This is a genomic window from Niveibacterium sp. 24ML, assembly GCF_026586805.1.
Classification (GTDB): Bacteria; Pseudomonadota; Gammaproteobacteria; order Burkholderiales; family Rhodocyclaceae; genus Niveibacterium.
This window is the reverse complement of record NZ_JAPFHA010000013.1, coordinates 1-26443: the sequence shown is the minus strand read 5'-3', so window position 1 is coordinate 26443 and position 26443 is coordinate 1. Positions and strand designations below refer to the sequence as shown.

Annotated in this window: 27 protein-coding genes and 1 tRNA gene; 10 read left to right on the top strand and 18 right to left on the bottom strand. The window is 63.4% G+C overall.

The annotated features are described in order from the left end of the window. Positions 1-81: 81 nt before the first annotated feature. Positions 82-1980 carry a potassium transporter Kup gene (locus tag OPU71_RS12360; protein WP_267728287.1) on the bottom strand — a complete coding sequence of 633 codons (1899 nt, stop codon included), beginning with the start codon at positions 1978-1980 and terminating at the stop codon, positions 82-84. 71 nt (positions 1981-2051) lie between these two features. Between OPU71_RS12360 and cobA the strand changes: the two genes are divergently transcribed. After that, positions 2052-2945 carry a uroporphyrinogen-III C-methyltransferase gene (gene cobA, locus OPU71_RS12355; protein WP_267728286.1) on the top strand — a complete coding sequence of 298 codons (894 nt, stop codon included), beginning with the start codon at positions 2052-2054 and terminating at the stop codon, positions 2943-2945. A gap of 127 nt (positions 2946-3072) precedes the next feature. On the opposite strand, the gene OPU71_RS12350 is transcribed toward cobA, so the two are convergent. Together OPU71_RS12350 and OPU71_RS12345 are read right to left on the bottom strand one after the other, a co-directional pair. Next, on the bottom strand, positions 3073-3450 hold the full coding sequence (locus OPU71_RS12350) for a YbaY family lipoprotein (RefSeq protein WP_267728285.1): 378 nt from the start codon (positions 3448-3450) through the stop codon (positions 3073-3075). 115 nt (positions 3451-3565) lie between these two features. After that, positions 3566-3652: transfer RNA gene (locus OPU71_RS12345), tRNA-Leu, on the bottom strand. 51 nt (positions 3653-3703) lie between these two features. Here OPU71_RS12345 and queA point away from each other — a divergent pair. From queA to secF, 5 genes are all read left to right on the top strand, one after another. Next, positions 3704-4729, top strand: a complete 1026-nt coding sequence (gene queA / locus OPU71_RS12340) for a tRNA preQ1(34) S-adenosylmethionine ribosyltransferase-isomerase QueA (RefSeq protein ID WP_267728284.1) — start codon at positions 3704-3706, stop codon at positions 4727-4729. 2 nt (positions 4730-4731) lie between these two features. After that, positions 4732-5844 (top strand): tRNA guanosine(34) transglycosylase Tgt, encoded by a 1113-nt coding sequence (tgt, locus tag OPU71_RS12335; RefSeq protein WP_267728283.1) that lies wholly within the window; start codon positions 4732-4734, stop codon positions 5842-5844. A 156-nt stretch (positions 5845-6000) separates the two neighbouring features. Beyond that, complete coding sequence (yajC, locus tag OPU71_RS12330) at positions 6001-6279, top strand: preprotein translocase subunit YajC (RefSeq protein ID WP_420712379.1); 279 nt, start codon at positions 6001-6003, stop codon at positions 6277-6279. 66 nt (positions 6280-6345) lie between these two features. Then, positions 6346-8199 carry a protein translocase subunit SecD gene (gene secD, locus OPU71_RS12325; protein WP_267728281.1) on the top strand — a complete coding sequence of 618 codons (1854 nt, stop codon included), beginning with the start codon at positions 6346-6348 and terminating at the stop codon, positions 8197-8199. Between the two features lie 65 nt (positions 8200-8264). Next, positions 8265-9203 carry a protein translocase subunit SecF gene (secF, locus tag OPU71_RS12320; RefSeq protein ID WP_267728280.1) on the top strand — a complete coding sequence of 313 codons (939 nt, stop codon included), beginning with the start codon at positions 8265-8267 and terminating at the stop codon, positions 9201-9203. An 84-nt stretch (positions 9204-9287) separates the two neighbouring features. Here secF and OPU71_RS12315 read toward each other — a convergent pair whose 3' ends face one another. Together OPU71_RS12315 and galE are read right to left on the bottom strand one after the other, a co-directional pair. Then, positions 9288-10724 (bottom strand): mannose-1-phosphate guanylyltransferase/mannose-6-phosphate isomerase, encoded by a 1437-nt coding sequence (locus OPU71_RS12315; RefSeq protein WP_267728279.1) that lies wholly within the window; start codon positions 10722-10724, stop codon positions 9288-9290. A 14-nt stretch (positions 10725-10738) separates the two neighbouring features. Further along, the gene (gene galE, locus OPU71_RS12310; RefSeq protein WP_267728278.1) at positions 10739-11776 is read right to left on the bottom strand and encodes a UDP-glucose 4-epimerase GalE; all 1038 of its coding nucleotides are present in this window, start codon (positions 11774-11776) and stop codon (positions 10739-10741) included. A gap of 189 nt (positions 11777-11965) precedes the next feature. On the opposite strand from galE, the gene OPU71_RS12305 reads away from it, so the two are divergent. Beyond that, a complete protein-coding gene (locus OPU71_RS12305; protein ID WP_267728277.1) occupies positions 11966-12148 on the top strand; it encodes a hypothetical protein in 183 nt (60 codons plus the stop codon). Between the two features lie 184 nt (positions 12149-12332). Here the strand turns inward: OPU71_RS12305 and OPU71_RS12300 are convergent, their stop codons facing one another. From OPU71_RS12300 to OPU71_RS12250, 11 genes are all read right to left on the bottom strand, one after another. Then, positions 12333-14582: a patatin-like phospholipase family protein gene (locus OPU71_RS12300; RefSeq protein ID WP_267728276.1), complete on the bottom strand. Its 2250-nt coding sequence runs from the start codon at positions 14580-14582 to the stop codon at positions 12333-12335. Between the two features lie 74 nt (positions 14583-14656). After that, on the bottom strand, positions 14657-15562 hold the full coding sequence (locus tag OPU71_RS12295; protein ID WP_267728275.1) for an aldose 1-epimerase: 906 nt from the start codon (positions 15560-15562) through the stop codon (positions 14657-14659). A 72-nt stretch (positions 15563-15634) separates the two neighbouring features. Beyond that, complete coding sequence (locus OPU71_RS12290) at positions 15635-15844, bottom strand: hypothetical protein (RefSeq protein ID WP_267728274.1); 210 nt, start codon at positions 15842-15844, stop codon at positions 15635-15637. Next, positions 15841-16074, bottom strand: a complete 234-nt coding sequence (locus OPU71_RS12285; protein ID WP_267728273.1) for a hypothetical protein — start codon at positions 16072-16074, stop codon at positions 15841-15843. The genes OPU71_RS12290 and OPU71_RS12285 overlap by 4 nt, the downstream gene beginning before the upstream one ends. 227 nt (positions 16075-16301) lie before the next feature. After that, positions 16302-16781, bottom strand: a complete 480-nt coding sequence (locus tag OPU71_RS12280) for a nuclear transport factor 2 family protein (protein WP_267728272.1) — start codon at positions 16779-16781, stop codon at positions 16302-16304. 13 nt (positions 16782-16794) lie between these two features. Beyond that, positions 16795-18867 carry an ATP-dependent DNA helicase RecG gene (gene recG, locus OPU71_RS12275; protein ID WP_267728271.1) on the bottom strand — a complete coding sequence of 691 codons (2073 nt, stop codon included), beginning with the start codon at positions 18865-18867 and terminating at the stop codon, positions 16795-16797. A gap of 76 nt (positions 18868-18943) precedes the next feature. After that, positions 18944-19816 (bottom strand): neutral zinc metallopeptidase, encoded by an 873-nt coding sequence (locus OPU71_RS12270; protein WP_267728270.1) that lies wholly within the window; start codon positions 19814-19816, stop codon positions 18944-18946. A gap of 37 nt (positions 19817-19853) precedes the next feature. Then, complete coding sequence (locus OPU71_RS12265; protein WP_267728269.1) at positions 19854-20237, bottom strand: RidA family protein; 384 nt, start codon at positions 20235-20237, stop codon at positions 19854-19856. 60 nt (positions 20238-20297) lie between these two features. Then, entirely contained in the window at positions 20298-20732 is a 435-nt protein-coding gene (gene fliW, locus OPU71_RS12260; RefSeq protein ID WP_267728268.1) for a flagellar assembly protein FliW, read from the bottom strand. Positions 20733-20780: 48 nt separating this feature from the next. Then, positions 20781-21515, bottom strand: coding sequence for an SPOR domain-containing protein (locus OPU71_RS12255; RefSeq protein WP_267728267.1), 735 nt, complete (start codon positions 21513-21515; stop codon positions 20781-20783). 6 nt (positions 21516-21521) lie between these two features. Next, positions 21522-22040 carry a DUF2802 domain-containing protein gene (locus tag OPU71_RS12250; RefSeq protein WP_267728266.1) on the bottom strand — a complete coding sequence of 173 codons (519 nt, stop codon included), beginning with the start codon at positions 22038-22040 and terminating at the stop codon, positions 21522-21524. Positions 22041-22148: 108 nt separating this feature from the next. Between OPU71_RS12250 and OPU71_RS12245 the strand changes: the two genes are divergently transcribed. After that, on the top strand, positions 22149-22922 hold the full coding sequence (locus OPU71_RS12245) for a YdcF family protein (RefSeq protein ID WP_267728265.1): 774 nt from the start codon (positions 22149-22151) through the stop codon (positions 22920-22922). A gap of 176 nt (positions 22923-23098) precedes the next feature. Here the strand turns inward: OPU71_RS12245 and ahpF are convergent, their stop codons facing one another. After that, positions 23099-24664, bottom strand: coding sequence for an alkyl hydroperoxide reductase subunit F (ahpF, locus tag OPU71_RS12240; RefSeq protein ID WP_267728264.1), 1566 nt, complete (start codon positions 24662-24664; stop codon positions 23099-23101). 248 nt (positions 24665-24912) lie between these two features. Beyond that, complete coding sequence (gene ahpC / locus OPU71_RS12235) at positions 24913-25482, bottom strand: alkyl hydroperoxide reductase subunit C (protein ID WP_267728263.1); 570 nt, start codon at positions 25480-25482, stop codon at positions 24913-24915. Positions 25483-25655: 173 nt separating this feature from the next. Here ahpC and OPU71_RS12230 point away from each other — a divergent pair, with 173 nt between their 5' ends. Continuing rightward, positions 25656-26114, top strand: a complete 459-nt coding sequence (locus OPU71_RS12230; protein ID WP_267728262.1) for a hypothetical protein — start codon at positions 25656-25658, stop codon at positions 26112-26114. Positions 26115-26193: 79 nt separating this feature from the next. Then, the coding region (locus OPU71_RS12225; protein WP_267728261.1) for a transposase at positions 26194-26443 on the top strand (250 nt) is incomplete at its 3' end.

Sequence of the window (26443 nt, the reverse complement as noted above, 5' to 3'; positions counted from 1 at the left end):
GTCAAAATCTGGCCAAGCGATTGAATCTATTGCCTTTAGTGAACTCGGGCGTAATTTTCTCCAGTTCACGCGAGCAGTTCATCACAACTCAACCTGAGTTCCAAACTCGACCACACGGTTGGCCGGAATCTTGAAAAAATCCGCTGCACTGCCGGAATTGCGGAACATGAAGATGAACAACCGCTCGCGCCACATCGGCATCGCACCCTTGATTCGGGGGATGAGTTTCTCTCGCCCAAGAAAGAACGAGGTCTCCATCATCTCGAACTCGAAGCCCTGCGCGATCGCTTGGCTCAGCGCGGTCGGGATGTCCGGGTCGTCCTTGAAGCCATAGTGCAGGGAGACACGCAGAAATCCATAGTCCAGGTGTTCGACCCACACCCGATCGATTTCCGGTACGAACGGGACATCTTCTGTCACCACAGTCAGCAGCACGACGCGCTCATGCAAGACCTTGTTATGGAGCAGGTTGTGCAAGAGCGCCCGCGGCACGCCTTCCGGGTTGGTGGTCATGAATATGCCGGTGCCGGAGACCCGTTGCGGCGGCGAGTGGAACAGCGACTGGATGAACAACTCGAGCGGAATCGTATCGGTACGCGTGCGCTCAGCAACAATCCGCTTCCCTTTCCGCCACGTCATCAACAGGAGGAACACCCCGGAGCCCATCAACAGCGGAAACCAGCCTCCATCGAAGATCTTCATTGCGCACGCAAGCACAAACGCCAGATCGACGATCAGGAAACCAGCAAGGAAGAGCCCCCCCTGCCACGATGACCATCCCCACAAGGAACGCACGACGACGAACGCCAGCAGCGTATCGATCAACATCGTCAGCGTCACCGCGATGCCATAGGCCGATGCAAGCGCGCTCGACGACTTGAAGCCAACAACGAGCGCAATCACCGCACCCAGCAAAGTCATGTTGATGGCTGGTACATAGACCTGGCCGATCTCGCGATCCGACGTATGAACCAGGCTGAAGCGCGGGCAGTATCCAAGCTGCATGGCCTGGCGCGTCAGGGAGTACGCCCCTGAAATCACAGCCTGTGAGGCGATGATGGCGGCCAGCGTCGCAAGCCCCACGAGCGGATAGAGCAACCATGACGGCGCCAGCAAGAAGAACGGGTTGCGCGCGCTCGCCGGATCAGAAACAAGTAACGCCCCCTGCCCCAGGTAGTTCAGGTAGATACAGGGCAAAACCAGCGCGAACCACGCCAGTTTGATCGGGCGCCGTCCAAAATGCCCCATGTCGGCGTAAAGCGCCTCAGCGCCAGTCACGGCCAGAACGACCGAGCCGAGTACCAGAAACCCATGCCCGCCGTGCTCCGCAAAGAACGCCAGCGCGTACAGGGGGTTAAGTGCCATCAGCACGCTGGGCATGCTCACCACTTGCCGCAGCCCGAGCAAACCCAGCACCACGAACCAGACGATCATGACCGGGCCGAACAAGGCGCCGACGCTCGCCGTGCCTTTGCGCTGGAACGAAAAGAGCCCCACGATGATCACCAAGGAGATCGGCAGAATCATTGGCGCGAAGGCGGGTTGGGCCACAGCAACGCCCTCGACCGCGGAAAGCACCGAGATCGCAGGGGTAATGACCCCGTCGCCATAGAACAAGGCGGCGCCAAACAAACCCGCGGCAGTCAGCCACCAAAGCGTTCGCGGGCTTTTGGAGGCGGTCCGCTGCGCAAGCGCCATGAGGGCCATGATGCCGCCTTCGCCGCGGTTATCGGCCCGCATGATGAAAACCACGTACTTGAGCGCAACGATGATGACGAGAGACCAGAACACCAGAGATAGAATCCCCAGCACATTCGCGTGAGTTGGCGCCAGACCGTGCGAGCCGAAGACCTCCTTCATGGTGTAGAGCGGGCTGGTGCCGATGTCACCAAAGACCACGCCGACCGCGGCAATCGTCAGTGCTGCAAGGCGCCCATGTGACTGGACGCTACCGTGATCGCCGCTCGGGGAATTCTGCATGGCTTGAACTCTCGAGGCACAGGGCCTCATGCTGCTCCGCAATAAATGTGCGCGGATTATAGGCGTGTGAATTGCCCGTCGCATCCAGGATTGCATTCATCCGGGCGCCGCAGATGCTGATTTCCGCGCCGATGCTACACTCCAGAGCCCAGTTCTCATCCGCGAGCAGATTCAGCATGACGGCGCCTGAACAACCAACCCCTGCAGGCAAGGTCTATCTTGTGGGAGGCGGTCCGGGCGAGCCGGATCTACTGACGGTTCGTGCCGCACGAATCATTGGGCAGGCCGACGCCATCGTGTTTGACTATCTTGTCGGCGAAGGCGTCATGGATCTTGCTCCGCCGAATGCGACCAAGATCTATGTTGGCAAACGGGCGGGCAATCACACACTGGCGCAGTCCGAAATCAATGCACTCTTGGTCGCGCTTGCCAAATCGGGGCAAAAGGTGGTGCGGCTCAAGGGCGGCGACCCGCTGATCTTCGGCCGTGGCGGCGAAGAGATCCTTGAGCTGTTCGAATCCGGAATAGAGTTCGAAGTCGTACCAGGCGTCACCGCAGCAAGCGGCGTCGCCGCGTTCGCGGGCATCCCCCTCACCCACCGCGAAATCGCGCGAACCTGCGTCTTTGCGACCGGTCACTTCCATGACGGGAGCTGCGACCTCGACTGGGTCAGCCTGGCAAGGCCGCAACAAACTGTGGTGATCTACATGGGCATCGCCGCGCTACCCATCATCAGCCAAGCGCTGATCGCCCACGGCCTACCACCAGAGACGCCGGCTGCAGCGATCCGCCATGCAACGCTCCGCAAGCAACGCACCATCGTCGGCACCATCGCAAGCCTGCCCGATCTCGTCGCTCAAGCACAGCTCAAACCGCCCGCCTTGCTGGTCATCGGCGGCGTGGTGGCACTACGGGAGAAACTCAACTGGTTTGAGACGGACAGCGCACATGACGCCGATGACTGAAGCAAGGACAAGGCGCGCCGCATAGGCCGGCACCGCAAGCATTCGCCAACAAAAAAGCGCCGCAAGCGGCGCTTTTTCACTGAGGCGTTTCGTTTGCAGAAATCGCCGACTACTGCAATGTCGCGATTCAGGCAGCCACGCGCTCAACCCGGAGGTCAACCTTGATCGGCGCACCCTGTGTCAGCACCCGATGGGTCGACGTGTTGGTGTACAACAGTTTGCCGCCGTAGGAAATCCGCGCCGACAGAACATAGGTACACTGCTGGTCAATGCGCGCAGATGGCACCGAAATTTCGAACGGGATCGGCCCATCCTCTTCCGCCGACAAACGCATGCGCGCCAAGACCTGCGCCGGCGCGCCGGAGCGGGAGATATCGGTCAGCTCGATGTCGATCACCGCCTGCGGCGGCAAAGACATGCCGTCGCCGTAGTTGATGCGACCTCGAACGGTGGCGTGAGCGGTTTCCGGCAGGGAGCCGACTCCGGCCATTGCAAGCGCAAGCACGGCAAATGCGGTGCGGCGCCGGGCGTTTGGTTTGCCTGCAGCCATGGGACTCAATAAAATCAGGGGTTCGACACGAATCTGGAGACGAACCCCATAATTTCAAGTGTCGATGAAGTGGTGCCGGGAGGGGGACTCGAACCCCCACAGTGTTACCACCGGCGGATTTTGAATCCGCTGCGTCTACCGATTCCGCCATCCCGGCGCGGAAGTCGCCCATTATCCCCAAAAAGTGCTCCATCATCAAGCAAAGCTCATGCCGTTAACTGTTTCAGAGTTTGATTTCGACCTTCCTGCCGAGCTGATTGCCCAAGCACCACTGGCTGAACGCAGCGCCAGCCGCCTGCTCAAGGCATTGCCGCAGGAGCTCGAAGATATGTCTTTCAAACAATTGCCCGAGCTGCTTGCGCCCGGCGATCTGCTGGTCTTCAACGATAGCCGGGTGCTGCATGCACGGCTTTATGGGCGCAAGCGCACCGGCGGCGAGGTGGAAGTGCTGATCGAGCGGCCTTTGGGCGAGCACGAGGCTCTGGCAATGATTCGGGCGAGCAAATCTCCGAAGCCCGGCAGCAGCATCCGCCTGATGGATGCATTTGACGTTGAGGTCCTCGGGCGCGTGGGGGAGTTCTTTCATTTGCGCTTTCCTGAAGACGAGACGGTGATCGAACTGATCGAACGACACGGCCGCCTCCCCTTGCCGCCGTACATCGACCGCGCTGCGGCAGAAGCAGATGAAACGCGCTATCAGACGGTGTTTGCCAAGAACCTGGGCTCGGTTGCCGCACCAACGGCGGGCCTGCATTTTGATGAGCGCGTGCTTGCGGATTTACAGGCGCGCGGGGTGCGCACAGCCGCCGTCACACTGCATGTCGGCGCGGGCACCTTCCAGCCGGTCCGCGTCGAGCGGATCGACGAACATGTCATGCACACGGAGTGGTATGTCATTCCGCAAGAGACCATCGAACGGATCGAGACCACCCGCGCAAACGGGGGCAAGGTGGTTTGTGTAGGCACCACCAGCCTGCGGGCGCTGGAGTCTGCGGCACGGGGCGGCACCTTGCGCGCGGGCGCGGGCGAGACCGACATATTCATCACGCCGGGCTTCGAGTTCCGGGTCGCCGACAAACTGGTAACGAACTTCCACCTGCCTCGATCGACGCTCCTGATGCTGGTATCTGCCTTTGCCGGCACAGAGACGATCAAGGCCGCTTACGCCCATGCAATCGCTGCGCGTTACCGCTTCTTCAGCTATGGCGACGCCATGCTGCTCGAAAGGGCTTGACCATGCATTTCGACCTACTCCGCACCTCTGGCAGCGCCCGCCGCGGCCGCCTGCAACTGAACCACGGCATCGTCGACACCCCGGTTTTCATGCCGGTGGGCACCTACGGCACGGTCAAGGCGATGAGCCCGCACGAACTCGACGAAATCGGCGCGCAGATCTGCCTCGGCAACACGTTTCACCTGTGGCTGCGCCCCGGCCCCGAAGTCATGAAAACCTTCGGCGGGCTGCACGACTTCATGGGCTGGCGCAAACCGATCCTCACCGATTCGGGCGGATTTCAGGTGTTCTCGCTCGGCGCGCTACGCAAGATCACCGAAGAAGGCGTGAAGTTCAGCTCGCCGATCGACGGCGCGAAGCTGATGCTGACGCCGGAAGAGTCAATGCGGATCCAGCGCGGCCTGAATTCTGACGTGATGATGATCTTCGACGAATGCACGCCCTACCCGGCCGACCACGCCACGGCGGCGGAATCGATGCGGCTTTCGATGCGCTGGGCTCGGCGCTCGCGCGACGAATTTGATCGGCTCGAAAATCCGAACGCCCTGTTCGGTATCGTGCAAGGCGGCATGCATGAAGACCTGCGTGAGGAATCGCTCGCCGGCCTCAGCGAGATTGGCTTCCATGGCTTTGCGATCGGCGGACTCTCTGTCGGCGAGCCCAAGGAAGAGATGGAACGCATCCTCGCCCACACTGCGCCGCGCCTGCCCACGAACAAACCACGCTACCTGATGGGCGTCGGCACGCCAGAGGATCTGGTTTACGGCGTCTCGCGCGGCATCGACATGTTCGACTGCGTCATGCCCACCCGCAACGCGCGCAACGGCTGGCTCTTCACCCAGTGGGGTAATCTCAAGATCCGCAATGCCAAACACCGCAATGATCCGCGCCCCATCGACGAGGCCTGCGGCTGCTACACCTGCCGCCATTTCTCGCGCGCCTACCTGCACCACCTGGATCGCGCGGCCGAAATGCTGGGCCCGCGTCTGATGACGATCCACAACCTCTATTACTACCAGCAGTTGATGCGCGAAATGCGCGAAGCGATCGACGCCGACCGCTTTGACGCCTTTGTGCCCGACTTCCATGCGCGCCGCGCCCGTGGCATCGACTGAGCTGCCGCAATCATCCGCTTTCACGCCCCGGACGCAAACCGGGCACGACGCCGTGCACTGCTATACTCGGCGGTTTGTATTCATCCATTTTGAGCGGAGTGTAACGTGCTGATTTCGAACGCCTACGCCCAGACCGCGGGTGCCGCGGCTGACCCCATGAGCGGGATCATGGGCATGCTGCCCCTGATCCTGATGTTCGGGATCCTGTGGTTCCTGATGATTCGGCCCCAGATGAAGAAGGCCAAAGAGCACAAAGCGGTGCTCGAAGCCCTGCAGAAGGGCGATGAAGTGATCACCCAAGGCGGTGTTGCCGGCAAGATCGCCAGTGTCGGTGAAAGCTACGTCCGCGTTGAAATCGCTGACGGCGTTGAAGTGCTGGTGCAGAAGCCAGCCGTCGCCGTCGTCCTGCCCAAGGGCACGCTCAAGAGCGCGTAACCCTTCGTCGAGCGGAAGGGGCTCCCCCCTTCCGCCGCCCGCCCCCTTCAGGCCCGAACCCACACCATGAACCGTTACCCCCTCTGGAAGAACCTCCTGATTATGGTGGTTCTGCTGTTCGGTATCGTCTACACGCTCCCCAACTACTACGGTGAAGTACCGGCCGTACAAGTGTCGAGCGCAAAGTCGACGATCCGCCTCAATGAATCCAGCCTTGCGCTCGCCGAACAGACGCTGGCCGAGGCAAAGATTCCCTTCGACGCCCTGTACTTCGACAACAACTCGGTACGCGTGCGTCTGAAGGATCCGGATTCGCAGATCAAGGCAAAGGATGCGCTGGAGCACGCGTTCAACCCGGACCCTAAAGATCCGGGTCACACCGTCGCGCTGAACTTACTGTCGGCCAGCCCGAAGTGGCTGACCGCGATCCACGCCCTGCCGATGTACCTGGGCCTGGACCTGCGCGGCGGCGTGCACTTCTTGCTGCAGGTGGACATGAAAGGGGCGCTGACCAAACGCCTGGACTCCACCACCGGTGACATGCGCACCATGTTGCGCGAGAAGGACATTCGCCATGGCGGCATCATCCGCGACGGTGAAACGCTGGTGGTGCGCTTCCGTGACGCCGCAACGCGCGACAAGGCCCGCAACGTATTCGCCGACCGCCTGCCCGATCTTCAACTGATCGACAAGACCGATGGCGATGAGCAACTGATCGTCGCCAGCCTCAAAGAGCTTGCCAAGCGCGGCATTCAGGAGGACGCGGTCAAGCAGAACATCGTTACGTTGCACAACCGGATCAACGAACTGGGTGTTGCCGAGCCGGTGATCCAGCAGCAGGGCGCAGACCGCATCGTGGTGCAACTGCCAGGCGTGCAGGATGTGGCCAAGGCCAAATCCCTGATCGGCCGCACCGCAACGCTGGAAGTGCGGATGGTGGACGAAGCGGCAACGCAGAGTGGTAGCAGCGTCGGCGTGGATGTGATTCCCGAGCGCCGCCGCGATGGCACGGTGATCCCGGTTGCCGTGAAGAAGCAGGTTGTGCTGACCGGCGACCGCTTCAATGGCGCCGATGCAACCTTCGACAACAACCAGCAACCTGCCGTGGCCGTGAGCCTTGACGCCGCAGGCGGCCGCATCATGCGCGATGTGACCCGCGAAAGCGTGGGCAAGCGCATGGCGATCATCCTGTACGAACGCGGCAAAGGCGAGGCGATCTCGGTCGCAACGATCCAGGGCGAATTCGGCAACCGCTTCCAGATCACCGGCCAGTTCACCGCTGAGGAAACAACAAGCCTGTCGATCCTGATCCGCTCCGGCTCGCTCGCAGCGCCGATGGACATCATTGAAGAACGCACGATCGGCCCGAGCCTGGGCGCGGACAACATCGAAAAAGGCTTCAAGTCGACGATGTGGGGTTTTGTCGCGATCGCGGTATTCATGATCGTCTATTACATGGTCTTCGGCGTGGTGTCGGTGCTCGCGCTCGGCGCGAACCTCTTGCTGCTGCTCGGTCTGTTGTCGCTGCTGCAAGCCACGCTGACGCTGCCCGGCATCGCGGCTATCGCCTTCACGCTCGGCATGGCCATTGACGCGAACGTGCTGATCAATGAGCGGATCCGCGAAGAGCTGCGCAACGGCGCCAGCCCGCAAGCGGCCATTGCGGCGGGTTACGATCGCGCCTTTGGCACGATTCTCGACTCCAACGTGACAACGCTGATCGCAGGTATTGCGCTGCTGATCTTCGGTAGCGGCCCGGTACGTGGCTTCGCGGTGGTGCATTGCCTCGGCATCCTGACCTCGATGTTCAGCTCGGTGCTGGTGTCGCGCATGATCACGAACTTCATCTACGGCGGTCGTCGAAAGCTGCAGTCGGTGATGATCGGCCAGATCTGGCGCCCGACCGCCGACAAAGAGTAAGACCTTGTGCGCAGGCGGCGCGAGTCGCCTGCGCTTGAAACTGTTTCATAACGGAAGCCGAGAAAATGGAATTCTTCCGCATCAAGAAAGACATACCGTTCATGCGGCATGCGTTGATCTTCAACGTCATATCGCTTGTAACCTTCGTCGCCGCAGTGTTCTTCCTCGCAACCCGCGGTCTGCACTTCTCGATCGAATTCACCGGCGGTACGGTGCTTGAAGTGAACTACGCGACGGCGCCCCAGCTCGAACCAATCCGCAAGGCATTGGCCGATGACGGCTTCGTCGACTTCCAGGTCCAGAACTTCGGTAGTTCGCGCGACGTGATGATTCGTCTGCCCAACCGGGCCAACGAAACGAGTGCGCAGATCTCGGAACGCGTAAAGGCGACGCTTGCCAAGGTCGAAGGCCCGGCCGCCGAGCTGCGCCGCGTCGAATTCGTCGGCCCGCAGGTCGGCAAGGAACTCGCGTCGGATGGCGGGCTCGCGCTGCTGCTGGTGATCGCAGGGATCGTCGCCTACCTAGCCGTGCGTTTTGAATGGCGCTTGGCGGTCAGCGCGATCATCGCCAACTTGCACGACGTGGTCATCATCCTGGGCTTCTTCGCCTTCTTCCAGTGGGAGTTCTCGCTCCCGGTGCTGGCGGCGATCCTTGCCGTGCTGGGCTACTCGGTGAACGAGTCGGTGGTGGTGTTCGACCGCGTGCGTGAGACCTTCCGCAATAGCCGCATGCGCGGAATGTCGGTCACAGAAGTCATCGACCACGCGATCACCTCGACCATTTCGCGGACCATGATCACCCACGGCTCGACCGAAATGATGGTGCTGTCAATGCTGGTCTTCGGTGGCCCGACGCTGTTCTACTTTGCCCTGGCGCTGACCATCGGCATCCTCTTCGGCATCTACTCATCGGTGCTGGTTGCGGCGCCGCTGGCGATGTGGCTGGGCGTCAAGCGCGAGCAGTTCATCGTGCAACCCAAACGCAAGGAAGAAGCGGTGGTCTGAAGCCGCTGCGCTTCAACAACAAAGGGCCGCATTCGCGGCCCTTTGTCATTTGCGCCCCATGAAACCCAGGGCGAAGGCGTGCGCTCAGCGCGAGTAGATGTCCTCGAAGCGAACGATATCGTCCTCTCCCAGATAGGATCCCGACTGCACCTCGATGATCTCGAGCGGCACCTTGCCCGGATTGGCCAGGCGATGGGTGTGGCCCAAGGGGATGTAGGTGGACTCGTTCTCGGAAAGCAGGAAGACCTTGTCGCCGTTGGTCACTTCCGCTGTGCCGCGCACCACGATCCAATGCTCGGCACGGTGATGATGCATCTGCAATGAGAGCTTCGCGCCCGGATTCACAACGATCCGCTTGACCTGGAAACGATCACCCGAGTCGATCGAGTCATACCAGCCCCAAGGCCGGAACACCTTGCGATGGCTGGTTGCCTGCGAACGCCCTTCGGCCTTCAGGCGCGCAACAATCTTCTTCACGTCTTGCGTGTTGGATTTGTGCGCCACCATCACCGCATCGGGCGTCTCAACCACCACCATGTCCTTGAGGCCAATCGCAGCGACAAGACGGGACTCAGCCATGACCATAGTGCCTTCGGTCGACTCGAACATCACATCGCCGCGGCCAACGTTACCGGCCGCATCCTTGTCGCTGACTTCCCACAGCGCATCCCAGGCACCCACATCGGACCAACCCGCCGACAGGGGAACCACCACGCCACGACCGAGTTCGGCGGCAGTCGGCAGTTTCTCCATCACCGCATAGTCAATCGAGTCAGACGGGCAGGCCAAGAAGGCCGCCTTGTCCGCACGAACAAAATCGGCATCATTGGTCGCCTGATCCATCGCGCTCCGGCAAGCCTGCGCCATGGCCGGATTGAAACGGTCGATTGCCGCGAGCCAGCGCGAGGCCTTCATCATGAAGATGCCACTGTTCCAGAGATAGCGGCCGCTTGCGACATACTCGGCCGCGGTCGCGGCATCGGGCTTCTCGACGAACGCGTCGAGTGCGCGCGCACTCTTGCCGTCTTCAATCGCAGCCCCGGAACGGATGTAGCCGTAGCCCGTCTCCGCGCGATCGGGCACGATGCCAAAGGTCACAAACGCACCCGCCTCAGCGTGCGCCGCGCCTTCGGCGATCGCCCCCTGGAAGGCAGCCAGGTTCGGAATGACGTGGTCCGCGGGCATCACCAGCAAAACCGGATCCGCACCGTCCACGCTCGCCAGCAGTGCCGCCAGCGTCAAGGCCGGCGCCGTGTTGCGCCCGGCCGGCTCGAGCACGATCCGGCCTCGCTTGCCCATCTGCCGCAGTTGCTCGGCAATGACGAAGCGGTATTCCTCGTTACTCACCACGATCGTGTCAGCCAGGACGGCACCGGCAAAACCGTCTAGGCGGCGCGCCGTTGCCTGCAACAGCGAATCCGTGCCGGTCAGGGCCAGCAGCTGCTTCGGATACTGCTCGCGCGAGGCCGGCCAAAGGCGGGTGCCAGAGCCACCGGAAAGAATCACAGACTGAATGTTCATAGTTTCACACTTCCTTAGGAGGGGGATGCGATGCCAACGCTGGGCAAGGCATAACCATTGGGATTCTGTTGTTGCCAGCGCCAAGTGTCGGCGCACATGGCATCCAGATCGCGGCCCGCACGCCATCCCAGCAACTCAGCCGCCATCGCCGGATCGGCATAGCAAGCGGCGATATCGCCGGCGCGGCGCGGTGCGATGCGATACGGTACCGGGCGCCCACTGCCACGTTCGAATGCGGCCACCATATCGAGCACGCTGTAGCCAACGCCGGTTCCAAGGTTCACCGCAAAGCAACCTTCCTGCCGCCGCAGGCGTTCCAGCGCACACAGGTGCCCCAGGGCAAGATCCACAACATGGATGTAGTCGCGCACGCCAGTGCCATCCGGGGTCGGGTAGTCCTGCCCCCACACGTTGAGGAACTCGCGGCGGCCAATCGCCACCTGCGCAACAAACGGCATCAGGTTGTTCGGTATCCCTTGCGGGTCTTCCCCGATCAGGCCGCTCGCGTGCGCGCCGACCGGATTGAAGTATCTGAGGGTGGCAATGCGCCAGGACGGATCGCTGCGTTCGAGGTCACGCAGCATCTCTTCGATCACCAGCTTGGTGCGCCCGTAGGGATTGGTGGCCGACAGCGGGTGATCTTCCGTCAGCGGCAAACGCTGGGGATCGCCATACACGGTGGCCGATGAACTGAAGACCAGCGACTTCACGCCGCACTCGGCCATCGCCTCAAGCAGGCGCACGGTTCCGACAACGTTGTTGTCGTAGTAGGAAAGCGGCTTTTCGACCGACTCGCCCACCGCCTTGAGCCCTGCGAAATGCACGACCGCATCGGCACCCGACTCGCGCAAGGCCGTGGCAAGCGCGGCGCGATCGCGGATGTCGCCGCGCACCAGCCGGACAGACTTGCCGGTGATCCGCTCGACGCGGGCGAGCGCCTCGGGGTGGCTATTGCAGAAGTTGTCGTAAACCGTGACGTCGAAGCCCGCCTGGAGCAGTTCAACGCAGGTGTGCGAACCGATGTACCCGGCTCCGCCTGTCACAAAAATCATGTCGTACCCTTCTTTTGCGCAACTTCCCATTGTCATGGATTTCACGGCCAATCGGGAGGAGATGCTTCACGGCCGCGGGTTTCGCTCGATCAAGCCACGCAGCATTTCGTGCCAAGGCGAGCATGAAACATGCCTGCAACATGGTCGGCGTAGCTTGGCCCCGCGACACTAGCGAATCGAGGTCACGAGATGATGACGCCCAACCCCCGCCCCTTCCTGTTTTCCGCCGACAAGGCCCCCGGGCCGCTGCTGCGGGTGAGCGACCACGACCTGATGCAGGCGATGCGCGCAGCAGAACTGCACGAGCACGAACTGGCGGACCCGTTTGATGACGAAGACGGCGAAGACGCCGGCGTCAGCTGGATCGCGTGACGCAAGCGTCGTCAGTGGACGACGGCCCCCTTCAAACGCGTGATTCGCATCGACGAGAAGGCTTCGGGTGCGCCCGACGGTGGTCCGCGCGCGCATCGCGCGACGCCACAACACGTCGCCCTGACGCCCCACGCTTCGGGCCCAAACGCTGCGGCTTAGTGCCGGCAGCGTGCTCTCGCCAAACTCAGTTGACGTAACCCAGGTACATATACCCCGCCCACTGGCCGCCGTTGCGGTCGGCGTAGCCGACGCCCAAGTAGAGCGGGCCCAGCAAGGTATCCACACCGAAGTAGAGTGAGCCAGCGGGGATGAGTCGCGAGTCTCTGCCGTCGATCAGCTGGCTCCAGACCTTGCCCCCCTCCACCGACCCGCCGATGTAAGTACCCGAACCCAACTGCGGCAACAAGGAGCCGATCTGCTTGTAGAGCATGATCCGCCCGAGGCCGGTACTCGCGCCGGTCAGCTGATCGGTTTGCAGCCCGGAGAGCTGCAAAAAGCCGCCAAGCGTGTTGAGGGTAGGTACCTCGCTCAGCTCCTGCTCAATTGATCCACGCAGACGCAAAGTCGCGCGCGAAGTGAATGTCCCCAAAGTGCCGACCAAGTCGCCATCGACCTCAATCAGGTTTGCCAGCTTTTCGGATGAGTCAAACTTGGCCAGACTATATTCACCCCGGAAGAAATACCCGTTTCGAGGCCATTTTGGATTGTCGAGCTGATCGATCACGACCGACGTATTCAGCGCGCGCAAATTGGATTTTGTGGCGCTCGAGAAACCAAAACCGCCGGTGATCAAATCGGCCTCAATGCGCCCCATGTACCCGGAAAGGCGTGCTTCACCATATCGCCCGAGCGAATACCCCATGCCCGCCTCCAGGCGGGTCTGCCCGATCCCGAACTCGAACAGGCGGTCGCCGTCTTCGGTAAAGAGCGGCAACCGTGAATCCATCAGTGAGGCGCCCACTACCATGAAGGCGCGCGAGCCCCACAGGGGCTGGTAAAACTCGGTGCGGAACGAGCTGTCAGCGCCCAATCTCAGATCGTTGCGCCATTGCGCGCCCCAGCGGTTCAGCCAGGTCATCTGGTAGTTAATCAGAAAGCCGATCTCGGCAGTGCGATAGGTGTCGAGCTTGAAATCGAGGCCAAAACGCAGGTAGTTGGGGCCCACCGCGCGTTCGATCGGGGCGATCGTCGCAATCCGCTGGCCATTGTCCGAACTCAGGCGGTAGTTGATGCTGTCGAAGTCGCCGGTATCGAACAGCGTATCGAAGCGTTCGAGCAACTGCGCCTGCGTGGCGGGCGGCACCTTGCCGGTGATGACCTCCTGCACCCTGTCCTGGGGCACAAAACGCGTCTCGGTAACGAGCAGGCGATCATAGGGTTTCGTGACATCGCCAGCGCGCGCAATGACGTTGGCGAGCCAGGCAACGTATTGATCTTCACTCACGCCCAGTTGCCCGAGCCGCTGCTCGTTCTCTTCGGTATAGGTACGGCCACGCTTGATGATTTCTCGCACATCCGAAAAGCTCGCTGGCGAATACCCGGTGAGGTCGGGCTCGATGAGGATGTCTTGCGGGCCAAGCAGCTTGCGCTGCTCGATCACGTTGCGCCCGGTCGCCACGTTCATCGCCTGCGCAGCCACGTCAAGGAAGGTGACGATCTCATCCTTCTTGAGCGTAGGGGTGCCAACGTCGACGACGATCAGCACATCGGCCCCACAGCCCTTGGGCTGGGGCGTCTTGAGGTTTTCTACCGGCAGATTGCGCACGAACATGCCGTCGACCAGCAGGCGGCCACCGTCATCTTCAACCACGTCGAACACCCCCGGCACCGCCATGCTGGCGCGCAGGGCAATCGCAAGGTCGCCCCCTTCAAAAACTTTCATGTCGCCCGACACCAGATCGGTCGCCACCGCTTCAAAGGGAATCGCAAGATCCTTGAAGGAGTCGCGATGGATGTCGCGCGTCATTTCGCGCAAGAAACGATCAATCAGCTGCGAACCAACCACCGCGCGGGGCACCTTGAAGCCGCTTGAGTCCACCCCGAAAGTCACCGCAGCCAGGTTCTGGTAGTCGTCCTTCTTGCGCAGATAGGGCAGATTGGCTCGATCGGGCGTACCGCCGATCAGCTTGTCCCAGTTGGCTTCTTCGAGCCGCTTGCGCATTTCGGGAAGCGGCATGCCCGACGCGTAGATCCCGCCGATCAGCGCGCCGGCGCTGGTCCCTGCGATGCAGTCAATCGGCACCCGCAGGCGCTCAAGCTGTTCAAGTACGCCAACATGCGCAAGCCCGCGCGCGCCGCCGCCGCCCAGCACCAGGCCAATCCTGGGGCGTGGCGCTTGCGCCGAAGGGTTGGTCGGCCCCGCAGCGGGGGCAGCTTCAAGCACGGCACTGAAAGACAACGCGGCCAGCGCCGTTGCAGCAAACAGGCGTTTCATCGTGGCGCTCACATAACTCGGGGGATCCCGCGCTTATACCACAGCCATTTTCCGGTTCAGTTGCTGCAGTGCAGCTAGGCGCGCGCGGATTTGCCCGCCAGATGCATGGATTCCAGCCACGATGCACCGGGCTCGATCACCCGCCACCCCGCTTGCCGTCGCGCCACCGCCTCAAGGTTCATCGCGTTGGTGATGTGGCTGACTGGCTCAACGCACACCAACGGCAGATGTGTGGGCGAGTAGACAACCAGGCGGTCGAGCCCAGGCGTTGCGGTCAGCTCGATCGAGTAGTCGGCATAGTCCAGACGGGCGCGGCGATCCCAGCCCGAGAAGCCATCGTCGAGCCCGCTTCGCAAGGGCGTCGTCCCGTCGAAGGGAAAACGCCCGAGCGCTCGCTCATTGCCGCACGGAATGCAATCGGGCCGCAGCAGCCAATGATCGCGCACGCGGGCGCGCAGGCGGGTGCCCGCCGGACACGGAAAATAGGGATGAAAACCCATGCCGCACGGCATCGCGGAATCACTGCGGTTGGTCACCAGCATTGATACCGTGAGCCCGCCGGAATCGAGTGAAAACGTTTGCTCTGCCGAGAACGACCACGGCCACGCGTCCGCCTCGTGGTCGATGCGCAAGCTGGCCGCACGGCCGTTACATTCAACCACCGACCAGGGCTTCACCCAGCCGATGCCATGAATGGCGTGCGGCGCGCCCAGCGGGTGCGCCGTCAGCGCAACGCTACGACCTTGGTGCTCGAAGCGTGCGTTCTCGATGCGGTTTGAAAACGGCACCAGCGGGTAGCAGCCGGCATTTGCAATGGCTTTTGCCAAGGGCTGGTCGCGCGGCACCGGCAGGATGAGGTCACGCACCTGACCGTCGACTTCCGCCGTGCAGGCGAACAAGCGCCCGCCGATCGCAGGTGCAATCACGGCCGAGCACGCGCCGGCCTGCAAGGTGATCAGTTCTGGTTCTTGGTCCAGCATCGGGTGAAATCCACTCAGGGGGGTTATTGTTCAACAATCGTACCAAAGCCCTGCCAGCCTCGCTCGGCCCGCTTATGCCCACAAGCGTTCAAGCGCGTCACGCAGCTCCGTCTCAAAGTCGGCCCGCAGCAGCGAAAACTCCGGCTGTTGCAGCAATGCCGCCAGCGCGGGGGGCCAGTCAAGCATTTGCCACAGACCGATCGTCATCGCGTAGGTCTGGGTCAGGCGCCTTATGCCTTGCGCCTGGCTGATCCCGCACGCGCCGGCAGCAGCTCTGCTCACTTCAGAGAGCATTCGCGCCAGTGGGCGCTCACAGGCGGCCCCACTTCGACCGCGAGGTTGCGCTCAATCACGGTATTGCGAATCGCCGCAAGGCGCAGGCGCCCGGAATGTGCGCGCAATTCGTCAAGGTAGGCCGCGATGAAGCGGGGCCGGACGGCTTCGCGTGCTACCTGCGACACGTCCGTCACCGTATGGATCAAGCCATCACGTCGCACTTTCAAGCACGCCAAGAAATAGCGCTTCCTTGGTTCAAAAGTAGAGCTAGACCGCGCTCTTCGCCAGGCCCGCATCCGTGCCGATGGCTGCCGAAGACAGCACGGTCTCGCCCTGCCCGCTGAAGCGCTCGGCAGCGGCGAGAGCCCCCCGGCGCCGTGATGGCCAGGCTTGCTCAGACAGGGTTTGGCGTGGCGAGATGGCACCGTTCGTCATGAGCGGGTAGGCAATGGAGCTCAGTCACTCAGTCAGCGTCACGTTCGCGCTTGATCCAGGCATCCAGCGCCGCGCGGCTCTGGCGGCGGATGGCCTTGCGCAGCGGCGGCGTCCAGCCCAGCACTGCACCGACCGGCCCCATTGCCATCGCCGCCCATCGCCACAGGCTGAAGCGATCAACATGACTGAGGATCAAGCCGTCGCGAAAGCGAAATCGTGCATCGATGCGATTACGCACGATGCGCCCGGTCTTGCTGAAGGTGTAGGTGGCGTCCCAATGAGCCGAACCTTGTTCGGCATCCGCACTCACCGCGCTCAGGGCCACGCTCAGATCCCGGGCGCGCGCGGTCAGCATGCGCCACATCGCGCCCGCTTCTGCCGCGGTCAGCAGCCCGAATGCCGGGTCGCAGAATTCGCCGTCGGGCGCATAGCACGCGGCCATGGCGGCGCCATCCTTGCGCATCAGCGCTTCATAAAAACGGTGGATCAAGGCTTCGTTGGGATGCATAGGTCTTGCTCCTTCACGCTTTCAAGTATTCGCTGCGGCCGCCGTGCCAGCGTTCAAGAATGGCTGCCGCCGCCGCGGGCTGGCGCGCGAGCAGTTCTTCCGCCGCGCGGCGGGCGGCCTCGACCAGGTCGCCATCGGCATCCAGATCGGCGTACCGCAGCAAGGCGCTGCCGCTTTGCCGTGCGCCGATGAATTCACCGGGGCCGCGCAGGCGAAGATCCTCTTGCGCAATCGCGAAGCCATCGGTGTGTTCGTAGATGACCTTCAAGCGCGCACGCCCGGTCTGAGACAACGGCTGGCTGTAGATCAGGATGCAGGCCGACGCAGCGGCGCCGCGCCCGACGCGGCCACGCAACTGGTGCAGCTGCGCGAGCCCGAAACGCTCGGCGTGCTCAATCACCATCAGGCTCGCGTTGGGCACATCAACGCCCACCTCGATCACCGTCGTCGCGACCAGCACCTGGATCTCGTTCGCGACAAAGCCGCCCATCACGGCGGCCTTCTCGTCCGCCTTCAGGCGTCCGTGCACCAAGCCGACTTTCAGGTCGGGCAGCTCGGCAAGCAGGCGCTCGTGCGTTTCCACCGCGGTTTGCAATTGCAGCGCTTCGCTCTCTTCGATCAGCGGGCAGACCCAGTAAGCCTGACGCCCCTCGCGGCAGGCATCGCGCACCCGCGCGATCACTTCGTCGCGCCGTGCATCGGCCACAAGCTTGGTGACGATCGGTGTGCGGCCGGGCGGCAGCTCGTCGAGCACCGACACATCGAGGTCGGCGTAGAAGCTCATCGCCAGCGTGCGGGGGATCGGCGTCGCACTCATCATCAGCATGTGTGGCAACGGGGCGTCGGAACCCTCGTACTTCTCGCGCAGCGCAAGGCGCTGGCGCACGCCGAAGCGGTGTTGCTCGTCGACCACCGCGAGCCCGAGCTTCGGGAACGCGACCGGGTCTTCGATCAGCGCATGCGTGCCGACCGCCAGCAGGGCTTCACCGGACGCCAGCATCGCCAGCGCCGCCTCGCGCGCCTTCTTCTTCTGGCTGCCCGCGAGCCACGCGACCTTGATACCGAGCGGCGCGAGCCAGGCTTCGAGCTTGCGGAAGTGCTGTTCGGCAAGGATCTCGGTCGGCGCCATCAGCGCCGCCTGCCAGCCGGCTTCCGCCGCTTGCAGCATCGCCAGCGCGGCCACGATGGTCTTGCCGGAACCCACATCACCTTGCAGCAAACGCTGCATCGGATGCGGCGTCGAAAGATCGCGCCCGATCTCGTCCACCGCACGCTGCTGCGCGCCAGTGAGAGCAAACGGCAGGCTTTCGAGCAAAGCACCGCTGTAGCGCCCGTCGCCGCGCAGCACCGGCGCACGCCGCGCACGCCGCGCCGCGTAGGCCTTGCGCAGCGAGAGCTGCTGCGCCAGCAATTCCTCGAACTTGATGCGTCGCCAGGCGGGGTGAGTGCGGTCTTCCAGCGCGCTCATCGACATACCGGGCTGCGGGTGGTGCAAGGCGCGCACCGAACGCTCGAACTCCGGCAGGCGCAGCGATTTGCGCAGTGCTTCGGGCAGGAGATCGGCGAGCGAAACCTGCTTCATCGCACGGTCGATCAGCTTGCGCATCGCGCTCTGGGCAAGCCCGGCGGTTGCGGGGTAGACGGGCGTCAGCGCGGCGGGCAGGGCTTCGCCCTCACTCACCACCTTCACCCGCGGGTGCACCATTTCGTCACCGAAAAAGCCGCCGCGGATTTCACCGAACACCCGCACCCGCGTGCCTTCGGTCAGCTGTTTCTGCTGGCTGGGGTAGAAGTTCAGAAAGCGCAGCGTGAGTTCGCCGGTATCGTCGGCGATGCGGGCCACCAGCTGCCGGCGCGGACGAAAACTGATCTCGCAGTGCTGCACCACGCCCTCTACCTGCGCCGCCACGCCCAGCGGTGCGCCGGCAATCGGATCAACCCGGGTTTCGTCCTCGTAGCGCAGCGGCAGGTGCAAGACCAGATCCGCCTCGCGGAAGAGGCCGAGCTTGTTCAACCGGCTCGCGAGCGGCTTGGGCAGTGTGGTGAAGCCGATGGTTTCCGGCTGCTTTGACTTGGCGGCGGGCATGGGGGTGGATTCTACGGGTGCCACCGCGCCACTGCGTATCAGCGCGCACCGGCGCAAACGCTACCCGCCTGAAGGGCTAAAGCTCGCGCGCCTTGAAGGTATCGCAGGCGCGCACGTCGCCCTGCTCCAGCCCACGCGAGAACCAGCGCACCCGCTGATCCGACGAGCCATGGGTAAAGCTTTCCGGCACCACCACGCCCCGCGCCTGCTTTTGCAGCGTGTCGTCACCGATCGCGGAGGCTGCGGTCAGCGCCTCTTCCACATCACCGGGCTCCAGCGTCAGGTTGCCGCTCGCCACGGCCTGCTTGGCCCATAAGCCGGCAAAGCAGTCCGCTTGCAGTTCAAGCCGCACCAGCAGCGCATTCTTCTGCGCCTCGCTACGGCCTTGCTGGGCTTGCCGCATCTTGTCTGAGATGCCCAGCACGTGCTGCACATGGTGGCCCACTTCGTGCGCAATCACATAAGCCTGCGCGAAGTCGCCAGGCGCCCTGAAGCGCCGCGCCAGCTCATCGTAGAAGGCAAGGTCGATGTAGACCTTTTCGTCGCCCGGGCAGTAGAACGGCCCCATCGCTGCCTCGCCACGGCCGCAGGCGGTTTGTGTCTGGCCACGGAAGAGCACCAGCTTGGGCTGCGGGTACTCGCGGCCGGCGGCCTCGAATAGTTTGCCCCAGGTCACTTCGGTGTCGCCCAGCACCATCGCCACCAGCTTGCGGGCCTGCGCTTCGCTTGCGGTTTCGGTCACCGGTCGCGCCGGCCCCTGCTGCTGGGTCGCCGCTGGGGCCATCGCGCCCTGATTGAGCACCAGCGAAGGGTCGATGCCGAAGTACCAGGCCACCAGTGCAAGCACAACCGTCCCCACACCGATCGAGCGCCCGCCGAAGGCCATGCCGCCACCGCCGCCACGGCGGTCTTCGATGTTGTCGCTTTCGCGGCCGTTTTCGAAACGCATGTCCGCCTCCCGGGTGGCGATGAAGGGGGCTGCGGGCCTAGCCGAGCACCAGAATCGCGTCGGCTTCCACCAGCGAGCCGCGCGGCAGCTCTTTCACGCCCACTGCGGCGCGCGCCGGATAGGGTTCGCTGAAGTAGCGCGCCATCACGGTATTCACGGTGGCGAAATTCGACAGATCAGTCAGGTAGATCGTGAGCTTCACCGCATCGGCAAGCGATCCGCCAGACGCTTCGGCCACCGCCTTGAGGTTTTCGAACATGCGGACGGTCTGCGCTTCAAAGCCGCCTTCCACCAGCGTCATGGTCGCCGGATCGAGCGGAATCTGCCCCGAGAGGTAGACCGTGTTGCCGACCTTCACCGCCTGCGAATAGGTGCCGATGGCCGCCGGTGCATGGGTGGTCGAAATGATTTGCTTGCTCACTGCATTGCTCCTGATGGGGTGGTATCGAATTGCGGAGGCGCGAAACGCCTCCGCTCGGGATCAGTCATTCGAGCGCAGCGTGATGTCGCAACCGATATTGGCGATCGGCTTCTGAATCCCTTTTCGCGATTCAAGGTTGATCACCAGCGGCGCAGTAAGCACCGCGCGCACCGGCGAGTTTGCGTCGTCCGGATTGTCGCGCCGCAGGATCACCATCACCGCCGCCTTGTCGGCCGAATCAAGCCCGATCATGGCCAGTTCGTCATCGCTCAGGCTGAACTCGTAGTGCAGGCCGAACTGATCGGGCGAGGCGATCGAAAACGCAATCCCCGGATCCTCGACCGACTGCAGGTAGAACACGCGCGGCTGCGCTGCATCCGGATGCAGCAAGGCAAAAAGCTTGCAGTCTTCGAAGCCGGGCAACCCGGCCGGAAAACTGATCAGTTTGTCGTCTGGAACATCGATACTGCCAAACACCGGGCTTTCGATTTGCATGACTCCCCTCCCCTTGTCCGGCCTGATCAGGCCGTTTGTCTGATTCGCTCAGGGCAGCTTGACGGTCACCAACTGACCGCGCGCCAGCCCCAAGGCCTTGAGTTTGTTCTGCGCCTTTTCTGCGTCTTGCCGCGTATTGAAAGGCCCCACCACCACCCGCGTCTCCAACTGCGCGGGTATCCCCGCCAATTCGAGGCGCGCGCGCAGATCTTCCGCGTTCTTGGGTGTCGAGAATACGCCCGCCTGCAGCGCAAAGGCGCGGCCGGCCGGCGGCTTCACGCCGGGCGGGGCCGGTTCGGTCTGGACGACAAGGCGCGCGGGCGCCGCCACGCTGGGCGTCGGCTCGGCCGCAGCCGGCGCGCGGCTACGCCCTGCCGTGCCTTCGGCAACGATCGGCTCGGCTTGGCGGGCGGGCGTCGGCGGCGAGGGTAGCGTCTCGATGACCTCCACCCCGCGGGTTTCTTCCGCGATGTCTTGCGTTGCCGGCTCGCTTTGCGCCGCGCTCATCGAATCGGCCGACTGCGGCGCCGAAGCCTCGCCGGCCGGCATGGCGGCGGACTGCGCTGCTGGGGCGGCCTCGCCACTGGCTGCGCGAATCTGCTCGGGTGTCGGCACCACCGCGCGCACCTGCGGCGCCGGCGGGGCCTCGGTCTGATTGCGCTCCCACACCCACAGCACGACCAGCAAGGCCCCTATCACGACGAGGGCGCCGCCACCTCGCAAGAGCAGCTTGCGGCGTTCATCCGGTTGCGGCGGTGCGTTGCTTGGGCTCAATTCAGCCATGCAGGCTCACTCCTGAGGTTTGATGCCGCGCGACAAGGCGGCCACCAGTTCAGCTTCCGACACCGAGATGCCGCAGCGCTCGGCGATCGCCTCGGTTTCCAGCCCGCGCTGAGCCAGCACCACCGCCTCACCGTACTGCGGCGATACGCTGCGTGCGTTGCGCAGCGCTGCGATTTCGGCGCCCAGCGCTTCACGGGCAATCTCAAAATCCTCACGCAAGGCGGCGTTGGCCGCTTCCAGCGCTTCCACCTGAAATCGCAGGCGCGCAAGCTCGACCAAGGCATCGAAAGCCTCCCGCTCTGCCCGCGCATGCGCCAGATCGGGCTGCATCGGCGCATCAGCCGCCGGAGGCAGTGGCGTTGGCACGGGCTCCCGCATCAGATCGCTGGTGTCGAGAATCGTCTCGTACTCGGGCTCAATGCGCTGCTCGCGGGCGGGTTTGTGCGAAACACGAAAGAGGCGCATGACCACCCAGGCGAGATAGAGGCACAGCAGCACCACCAATGCCAAGATGACTTCGCGCAAACCCAAAATGTCTCTCCCTAAGCCCCGCAGCGCGCCTGCCGCATCGGCAGCGCTCCCGCCTTCCCCTGCGATAATACTGGCCCCGCCCTGCTTGTCACAACGCAAACCATGGAACTTGCCTCAATCGCCTTTGTCGCCAAGAAGCTGATTGGCATTTTCCTGCTCCCTCCGATGCTGCCATTACTGGTGACCGGCACCGGGTTGGTGCTGATCATGCGGCGCCGCCGCGCCGGCCTTTGGCTTGCCTGGGGCGGCATCGTCTTGAGTCTTGTGCTGTGCTGGCCGGCCAGCGTGGCCTGGATGCTGCGCGGGCTCGAAGACCAGCCGCCGATCACATCGGCCACGCTCAAGCAAGCGCAGGCCATCGTGATCCTGGCCGGGGGCCGGCGCAGCAGCGCGCCGGAATACGGCGGCGAGACGATCAACCGCATCACGCTTGAAAGGGTTCGCTACGGCGCCCGGCTTGCACGGCTGAGCGGCCTGCCGGTGCTGGTGACCGGCGGCGCACCGACGAAGGGCACCTCAGAAGCCGAACTGATGCGGCGCACCCTCAAGGACGATTTCGGCATCACCGCACGCTGGGTCGAAGGCGCCGCGCTGGACACCCGACAAAACGCCGAACTCAGCGCCCGCCTGCTACGCCCGGCCGGGATCACCCGGATCGCGTTGGTGACCCACGCGGCCCACATGCCCCGTTCGGTCGGCGAGTTCGAACGCACCGGCATGACCGTCTACCCCGCCCCAACCGCCTACCTCAGCAGCCAGGGCGGTGATGCGCAGGCGATGCCCGCCCTGCCCAGCGCGAGCAGCGCCTACGCCGGCTTTTACGCCCTGCATGAATGGATTGGCCTGCTTGCACAAAGGCTCAATCGCCTTTTTTGAAGCCCATCCGGCGACAGGGGCGCCGGCGCTGAACGGCAAGCTTGGCGACAAGCGCAGGACTGCTTGAATGCAACCGACCCCACGGCCAATATCCCCTGAGGACTGATCACCTCAGGGGAAAATCTAGCCTGCGGCGCAGCGACCGGCTGGCCGTCCCTACGCCGAGATACCCAACATCAAGCCGGTGCCGAGATTCGGATCAGATGATCAAACGCCCCAAGGCTCGCCTTCGCCCCCTCGCCCATCGCGATGATGATCTGCTTGTAGGGTACGGTCGTCGCGTCGCCGGCTGCGAACACGCCCGGCACCGAGGTTTCGCCGCGGGCGTCGACTTCGATCTCGCCTCGCGGCGAGAGTTTGACGACGTCCTTGAGGAAGTCGGTGTTCGGCAGCAGACCGATCTGCACGAAGATGCCTTCGAGCGCGATGTGGTGCGCTGCGCCGCTGACGCGATCCTTGTACGAGATGCCATTGACCTTGCTGCCGTCGCCGGTCACTTCGGTGGTCTGCGCCGAGGTGATCACCTTGACGTTCGGCAGGCTGTGCAGCTTCTTCTGCAGCACCGCGTCGGCACGCAGGGTATCGGCGAATTCGAGCAGGGTGACGTGGGCGACGATGCCGGCGAGGTCGATCGCCGCTTCCACGCCGGAGTTACCACCGCCGATCACCGCAACACGCTTGCCCTTGAACAGCGGCCCGTCGCAGTGCGGGCAGAAAGCCACGCCCTTGGTCTTGTACTGCTGCTCGCCGGGCACGCCCATCTCACGCCAGCGCGCGCCGGTCGAGAGGATCACGCTGCGGCTCTGCAGCGTGGCGCCTGAGGCGAGCTTCACCGTGTGCAGGCCGCCCGGCGTGGCGGCGGGCTCCAGCCCGACGGCGCGCTGCAGGTTCATCACGTCGACGTCGTAGTCGCGCACATGCTGCTCCAGCCCGGCGGCGAGCTTGGGGCCGTCGGTGGCTTTGACCGAGATGAAGTTCTCGATCGCCATCGTGTCCATGACCTGGCCGCCGAAACGCTCGGCCACCACGCCGGTGCGGATGCCCTTGCGGGCGGCGTAGATCGCAGCCGATGCACCGGCCGGGCCACCGCCCACCACCAGCACATCGAACACGCCCTTCTGGTTGAGCTTCTCGGCTTCGCGCGCCGCGGCGCCGGTGTCGACCTTGGCGAGGATCTCCTCGACGCCCATGCGGCCCTGTCCGAACAGCTCACCGTTGAGGTAGATCGACGGCACACCCATGATCTGACGCGCATCGACCTCGGCCTGAAACAGCGCGCCGTCGATCATCACCGCTTCAAAATTCGGGTTCAGCACTGCCATCGTGTTGAGCGCCTGCACCACGTCCGGGCAGTTGTGGCACGACAGCGAGATGAAAGTCTCGAAGCTGAACTTGCCTTCGATCGCCTTGATCTGCGCGACCACTCCCTCTTCCAGCTTCGGCGCATAGCCGCTCACCTGCAGCAGCGCGAGCACCAGCGAGGTGAACTCATGGCCCATCGGAATGCCGGCGAAATGCACGCGCGGCGTTTCGCCCTTGAGGCTGATGCCGAACGAGGGGCGGCGCGCGTTGCTGCCATCCACCCGCAGGCTGACCTTGTCCGACAAGGTGGCAATTTCTTCGAGCAGCCCGTGCAGCTCACGCGACTTGGCGCCGTCGTCGAGCGAGGCGACCAGTTCGATCGGCTGCACGAGTCGTTCGAGGTAAGCCTTCAACTGGGCCTTGATGTTCGCTTCAAGCATGGTGGCACTCCTATTTGCGGGCCCTTGCGTCGGGCAAGGGCCGGGGGGTTCTGTGGATCGCAGTGCAAAGCGCGCTAGCTAACCCGCTTTGCACTGCGAGCCGCCGGGGCGGCTCTTTTGGCGCGACCAAAGTCGCGAGTGCGCCGTCGTGAGCGGGCCAAGGTCGGGGTGAGAAGCGCAGCCGTACGTGAGGCACGGCGAGCATCACAGCCCCGAGATTGGCCCGCGCAGCAGGCGCAATCGCGGCTTTAGATCTTGCCGACGAGGTCGAGGGACGGTGCCAGCGTGGCTTCGCCTTCCTTCCACTTCGCCGGGCACACTTCACCCGGGTGGGCTGCGACGTACTGCGCGGCCTTGACCTTGCGCAGCAGCTCTTCCGCGTTGCGGCCGATGCCACCGGCGTTCACTTCGATGATCTGGATCTTGCCGGCCGGGTCGACCACGAAGGTGCCACGCTCGGCCAGGCCGGCTTCTTCGATCAGCACGCCGAAGTTGCGCGACAGCAGGTGGGTCGGGTCGCCGATCAGCGGGTACTTGATCTTGCCGATGGTCTCCGACGTGTCGTGCCAGGCCTTGTGCGTGAAGTGGGTGTCGGTCGACACGCCGTAGATCTCGACGCCCAGCTTCTGGAACTCGGCGTAGTTGTCGGCCAGGTCGCCCAGCTCGGTCGGGCAGACGAAGGTGAAATCGGCCGGGTAGAAGAAGAAGACCGACCACTTGCCCTTGGTATCGGCATCCGACACCTCGACGAACTTGCCGTTGTGGAACGCGGTGGCCTTGAAGGGCTTGATTTCGGTGTTGATGAGGGAAGCGCTCATGGTGTTTCTCCTGTGTTGTTCGGGCTAAGGACAAAGTCTTGTGCGACGGAGTGAAGATTAATGGCTCGGTCAAAATCAATCCAATTGATCGTCACGATCCCGTGCATAGGCAGTTGCTATCACGCAACAGAACCGTCGCACGCCCGACACATCGCGGTAGCAGACTGAGCCGCATGAGGATCCCCCCGCCCGCCATCGCTGCCCTGCTCGCCCTGCCCTTGGCCTGCTGCGCCCATGCCCAAGAACCGCCGCGTTGCGCGTCGAGCATCCACGAACTGCGCCAGTTGGCCGGCGACCCCGCTTTCCCGCTGCGCTGGGAGGAAACCTCGATGGACGACGGCAAACCCATGCGTGTCAGCATCAGCGAACACAATGGCGCGCTGAAGCTGGCATTCGTGAAAACCGACGAGAGCCTATGGGCCGAAGGCGCCGGGCGCATCTGCCGCAGCGGCGCCACACTTGAAGCCCGCCTGAGCAAGGATCAACTGCGCCTTGGCCCCGCCGCCAACTGGCTGGCGCGCATGGCGCTGGCGGACGGCGCCGCCTTCACCCTGCAGCGCCGCACCCGCGAGCAACTGCACATTGCCACCCAGGGGTGGTGCGGGCGCTTCGTACCAGCCGCGGACGACTAACAGGGTGATGCAAAACCCGGTGAACGATTCGGGGATTCAGTTGTCGTAGGGATAAGCGTCCACCCCAGGCAGAGCAACGATGCGCGGCGAAGTCAATCCCCAGTCCTCGATGTTTCACTACTTCTCGGTCGAATCGCGGATTCCCGCCGATCACCCGCTGCGGCCGGTGAAGAAGTTGGCCGATACGGCGCTGTCGGCCATTTCGGCGGATCTGGATGCGCTTTATGCCAAGGGTGGGCGGCCGTCGATTCCGCCGGAGCGATTGCTCAAGGCGCAATTGCTCCTCGCGTTCTACTCGGTGCGCTCGGATCGACAGTTCTGCGAACAAC

Coding starts and splice junctions, on each gene's coding strand:
- OPU71_RS12270 (WP_267728270.1), bottom strand. CDS start 19,816: ATGCGTTTCGAAAACGGCCGCGAAAGCGACAACATCGAAGACCGCCGT.
- queA (WP_267728284.1), top strand. CDS start 3,704: ATGCCGTTAACTGTTTCAGAGTTTGATTTCGACCTTCCTGCCGAGCTG.
- galE (WP_267728278.1), bottom strand. CDS start 11,776: ATGATTTTTGTGACAGGCGGAGCCGGGTACATCGGTTCGCACACCTGC.
- OPU71_RS12245 (WP_267728265.1), top strand. CDS start 22,149: ATGGAACTTGCCTCAATCGCCTTTGTCGCCAAGAAGCTGATTGGCATT.
- ahpC (WP_267728263.1), bottom strand. CDS start 25,482: ATGAGCGCTTCCCTCATCAACACCGAAATCAAGCCCTTCAAGGCCACC.
- ahpF (WP_267728264.1), bottom strand. CDS start 24,664: ATGCTTGAAGCGAACATCAAGGCCCAGTTGAAGGCTTACCTCGAACGA.
- fliW (WP_267728268.1), bottom strand. CDS start 20,732: ATGCAAATCGAAAGCCCGGTGTTTGGCAGTATCGATGTTCCAGACGAC.
- OPU71_RS12360 (WP_267728287.1), bottom strand. CDS start 1,980: ATGCAGAATTCCCCGAGCGGCGATCACGGTAGCGTCCAGTCACATGGG.
- OPU71_RS12295 (WP_267728275.1), bottom strand. CDS start 15,562: ATGCTGGACCAAGAACCAGAACTGATCACCTTGCAGGCCGGCGCGTGC.
- OPU71_RS12230 (WP_267728262.1), top strand. CDS start 25,656: ATGAGGATCCCCCCGCCCGCCATCGCTGCCCTGCTCGCCCTGCCCTTG.
- recG (WP_267728271.1), bottom strand. CDS start 18,867: ATGCCCGCCGCCAAGTCAAAGCAGCCGGAAACCATCGGCTTCACCACA.
- OPU71_RS12315 (WP_267728279.1), bottom strand. CDS start 10,724: ATGAACATTCAGTCTGTGATTCTTTCCGGTGGCTCTGGCACCCGCCTT.
- secF (WP_267728280.1), top strand. CDS start 8,265: ATGGAATTCTTCCGCATCAAGAAAGACATACCGTTCATGCGGCATGCG.
- secD (WP_267728281.1), top strand. CDS start 6,346: ATGAACCGTTACCCCCTCTGGAAGAACCTCCTGATTATGGTGGTTCTG.
- OPU71_RS12255 (WP_267728267.1), bottom strand. CDS start 21,515: ATGGCTGAATTGAGCCCAAGCAACGCACCGCCGCAACCGGATGAACGC.
- OPU71_RS12305 (WP_267728277.1), top strand. CDS start 11,966: ATGATGACGCCCAACCCCCGCCCCTTCCTGTTTTCCGCCGACAAGGCC.
- tgt (WP_267728283.1), top strand. CDS start 4,732: ATGCATTTCGACCTACTCCGCACCTCTGGCAGCGCCCGCCGCGGCCGC.
- yajC (WP_420712379.1), top strand. CDS start 6,001: ATGAGCGGGATCATGGGCATGCTGCCCCTGATCCTGATGTTCGGGATC.
- OPU71_RS12280 (WP_267728272.1), bottom strand. CDS start 16,781: ATGCATCCCAACGAAGCCTTGATCCACCGTTTTTATGAAGCGCTGATG.
- OPU71_RS12300 (WP_267728276.1), bottom strand. CDS start 14,582: ATGAAACGCCTGTTTGCTGCAACGGCGCTGGCCGCGTTGTCTTTCAGT.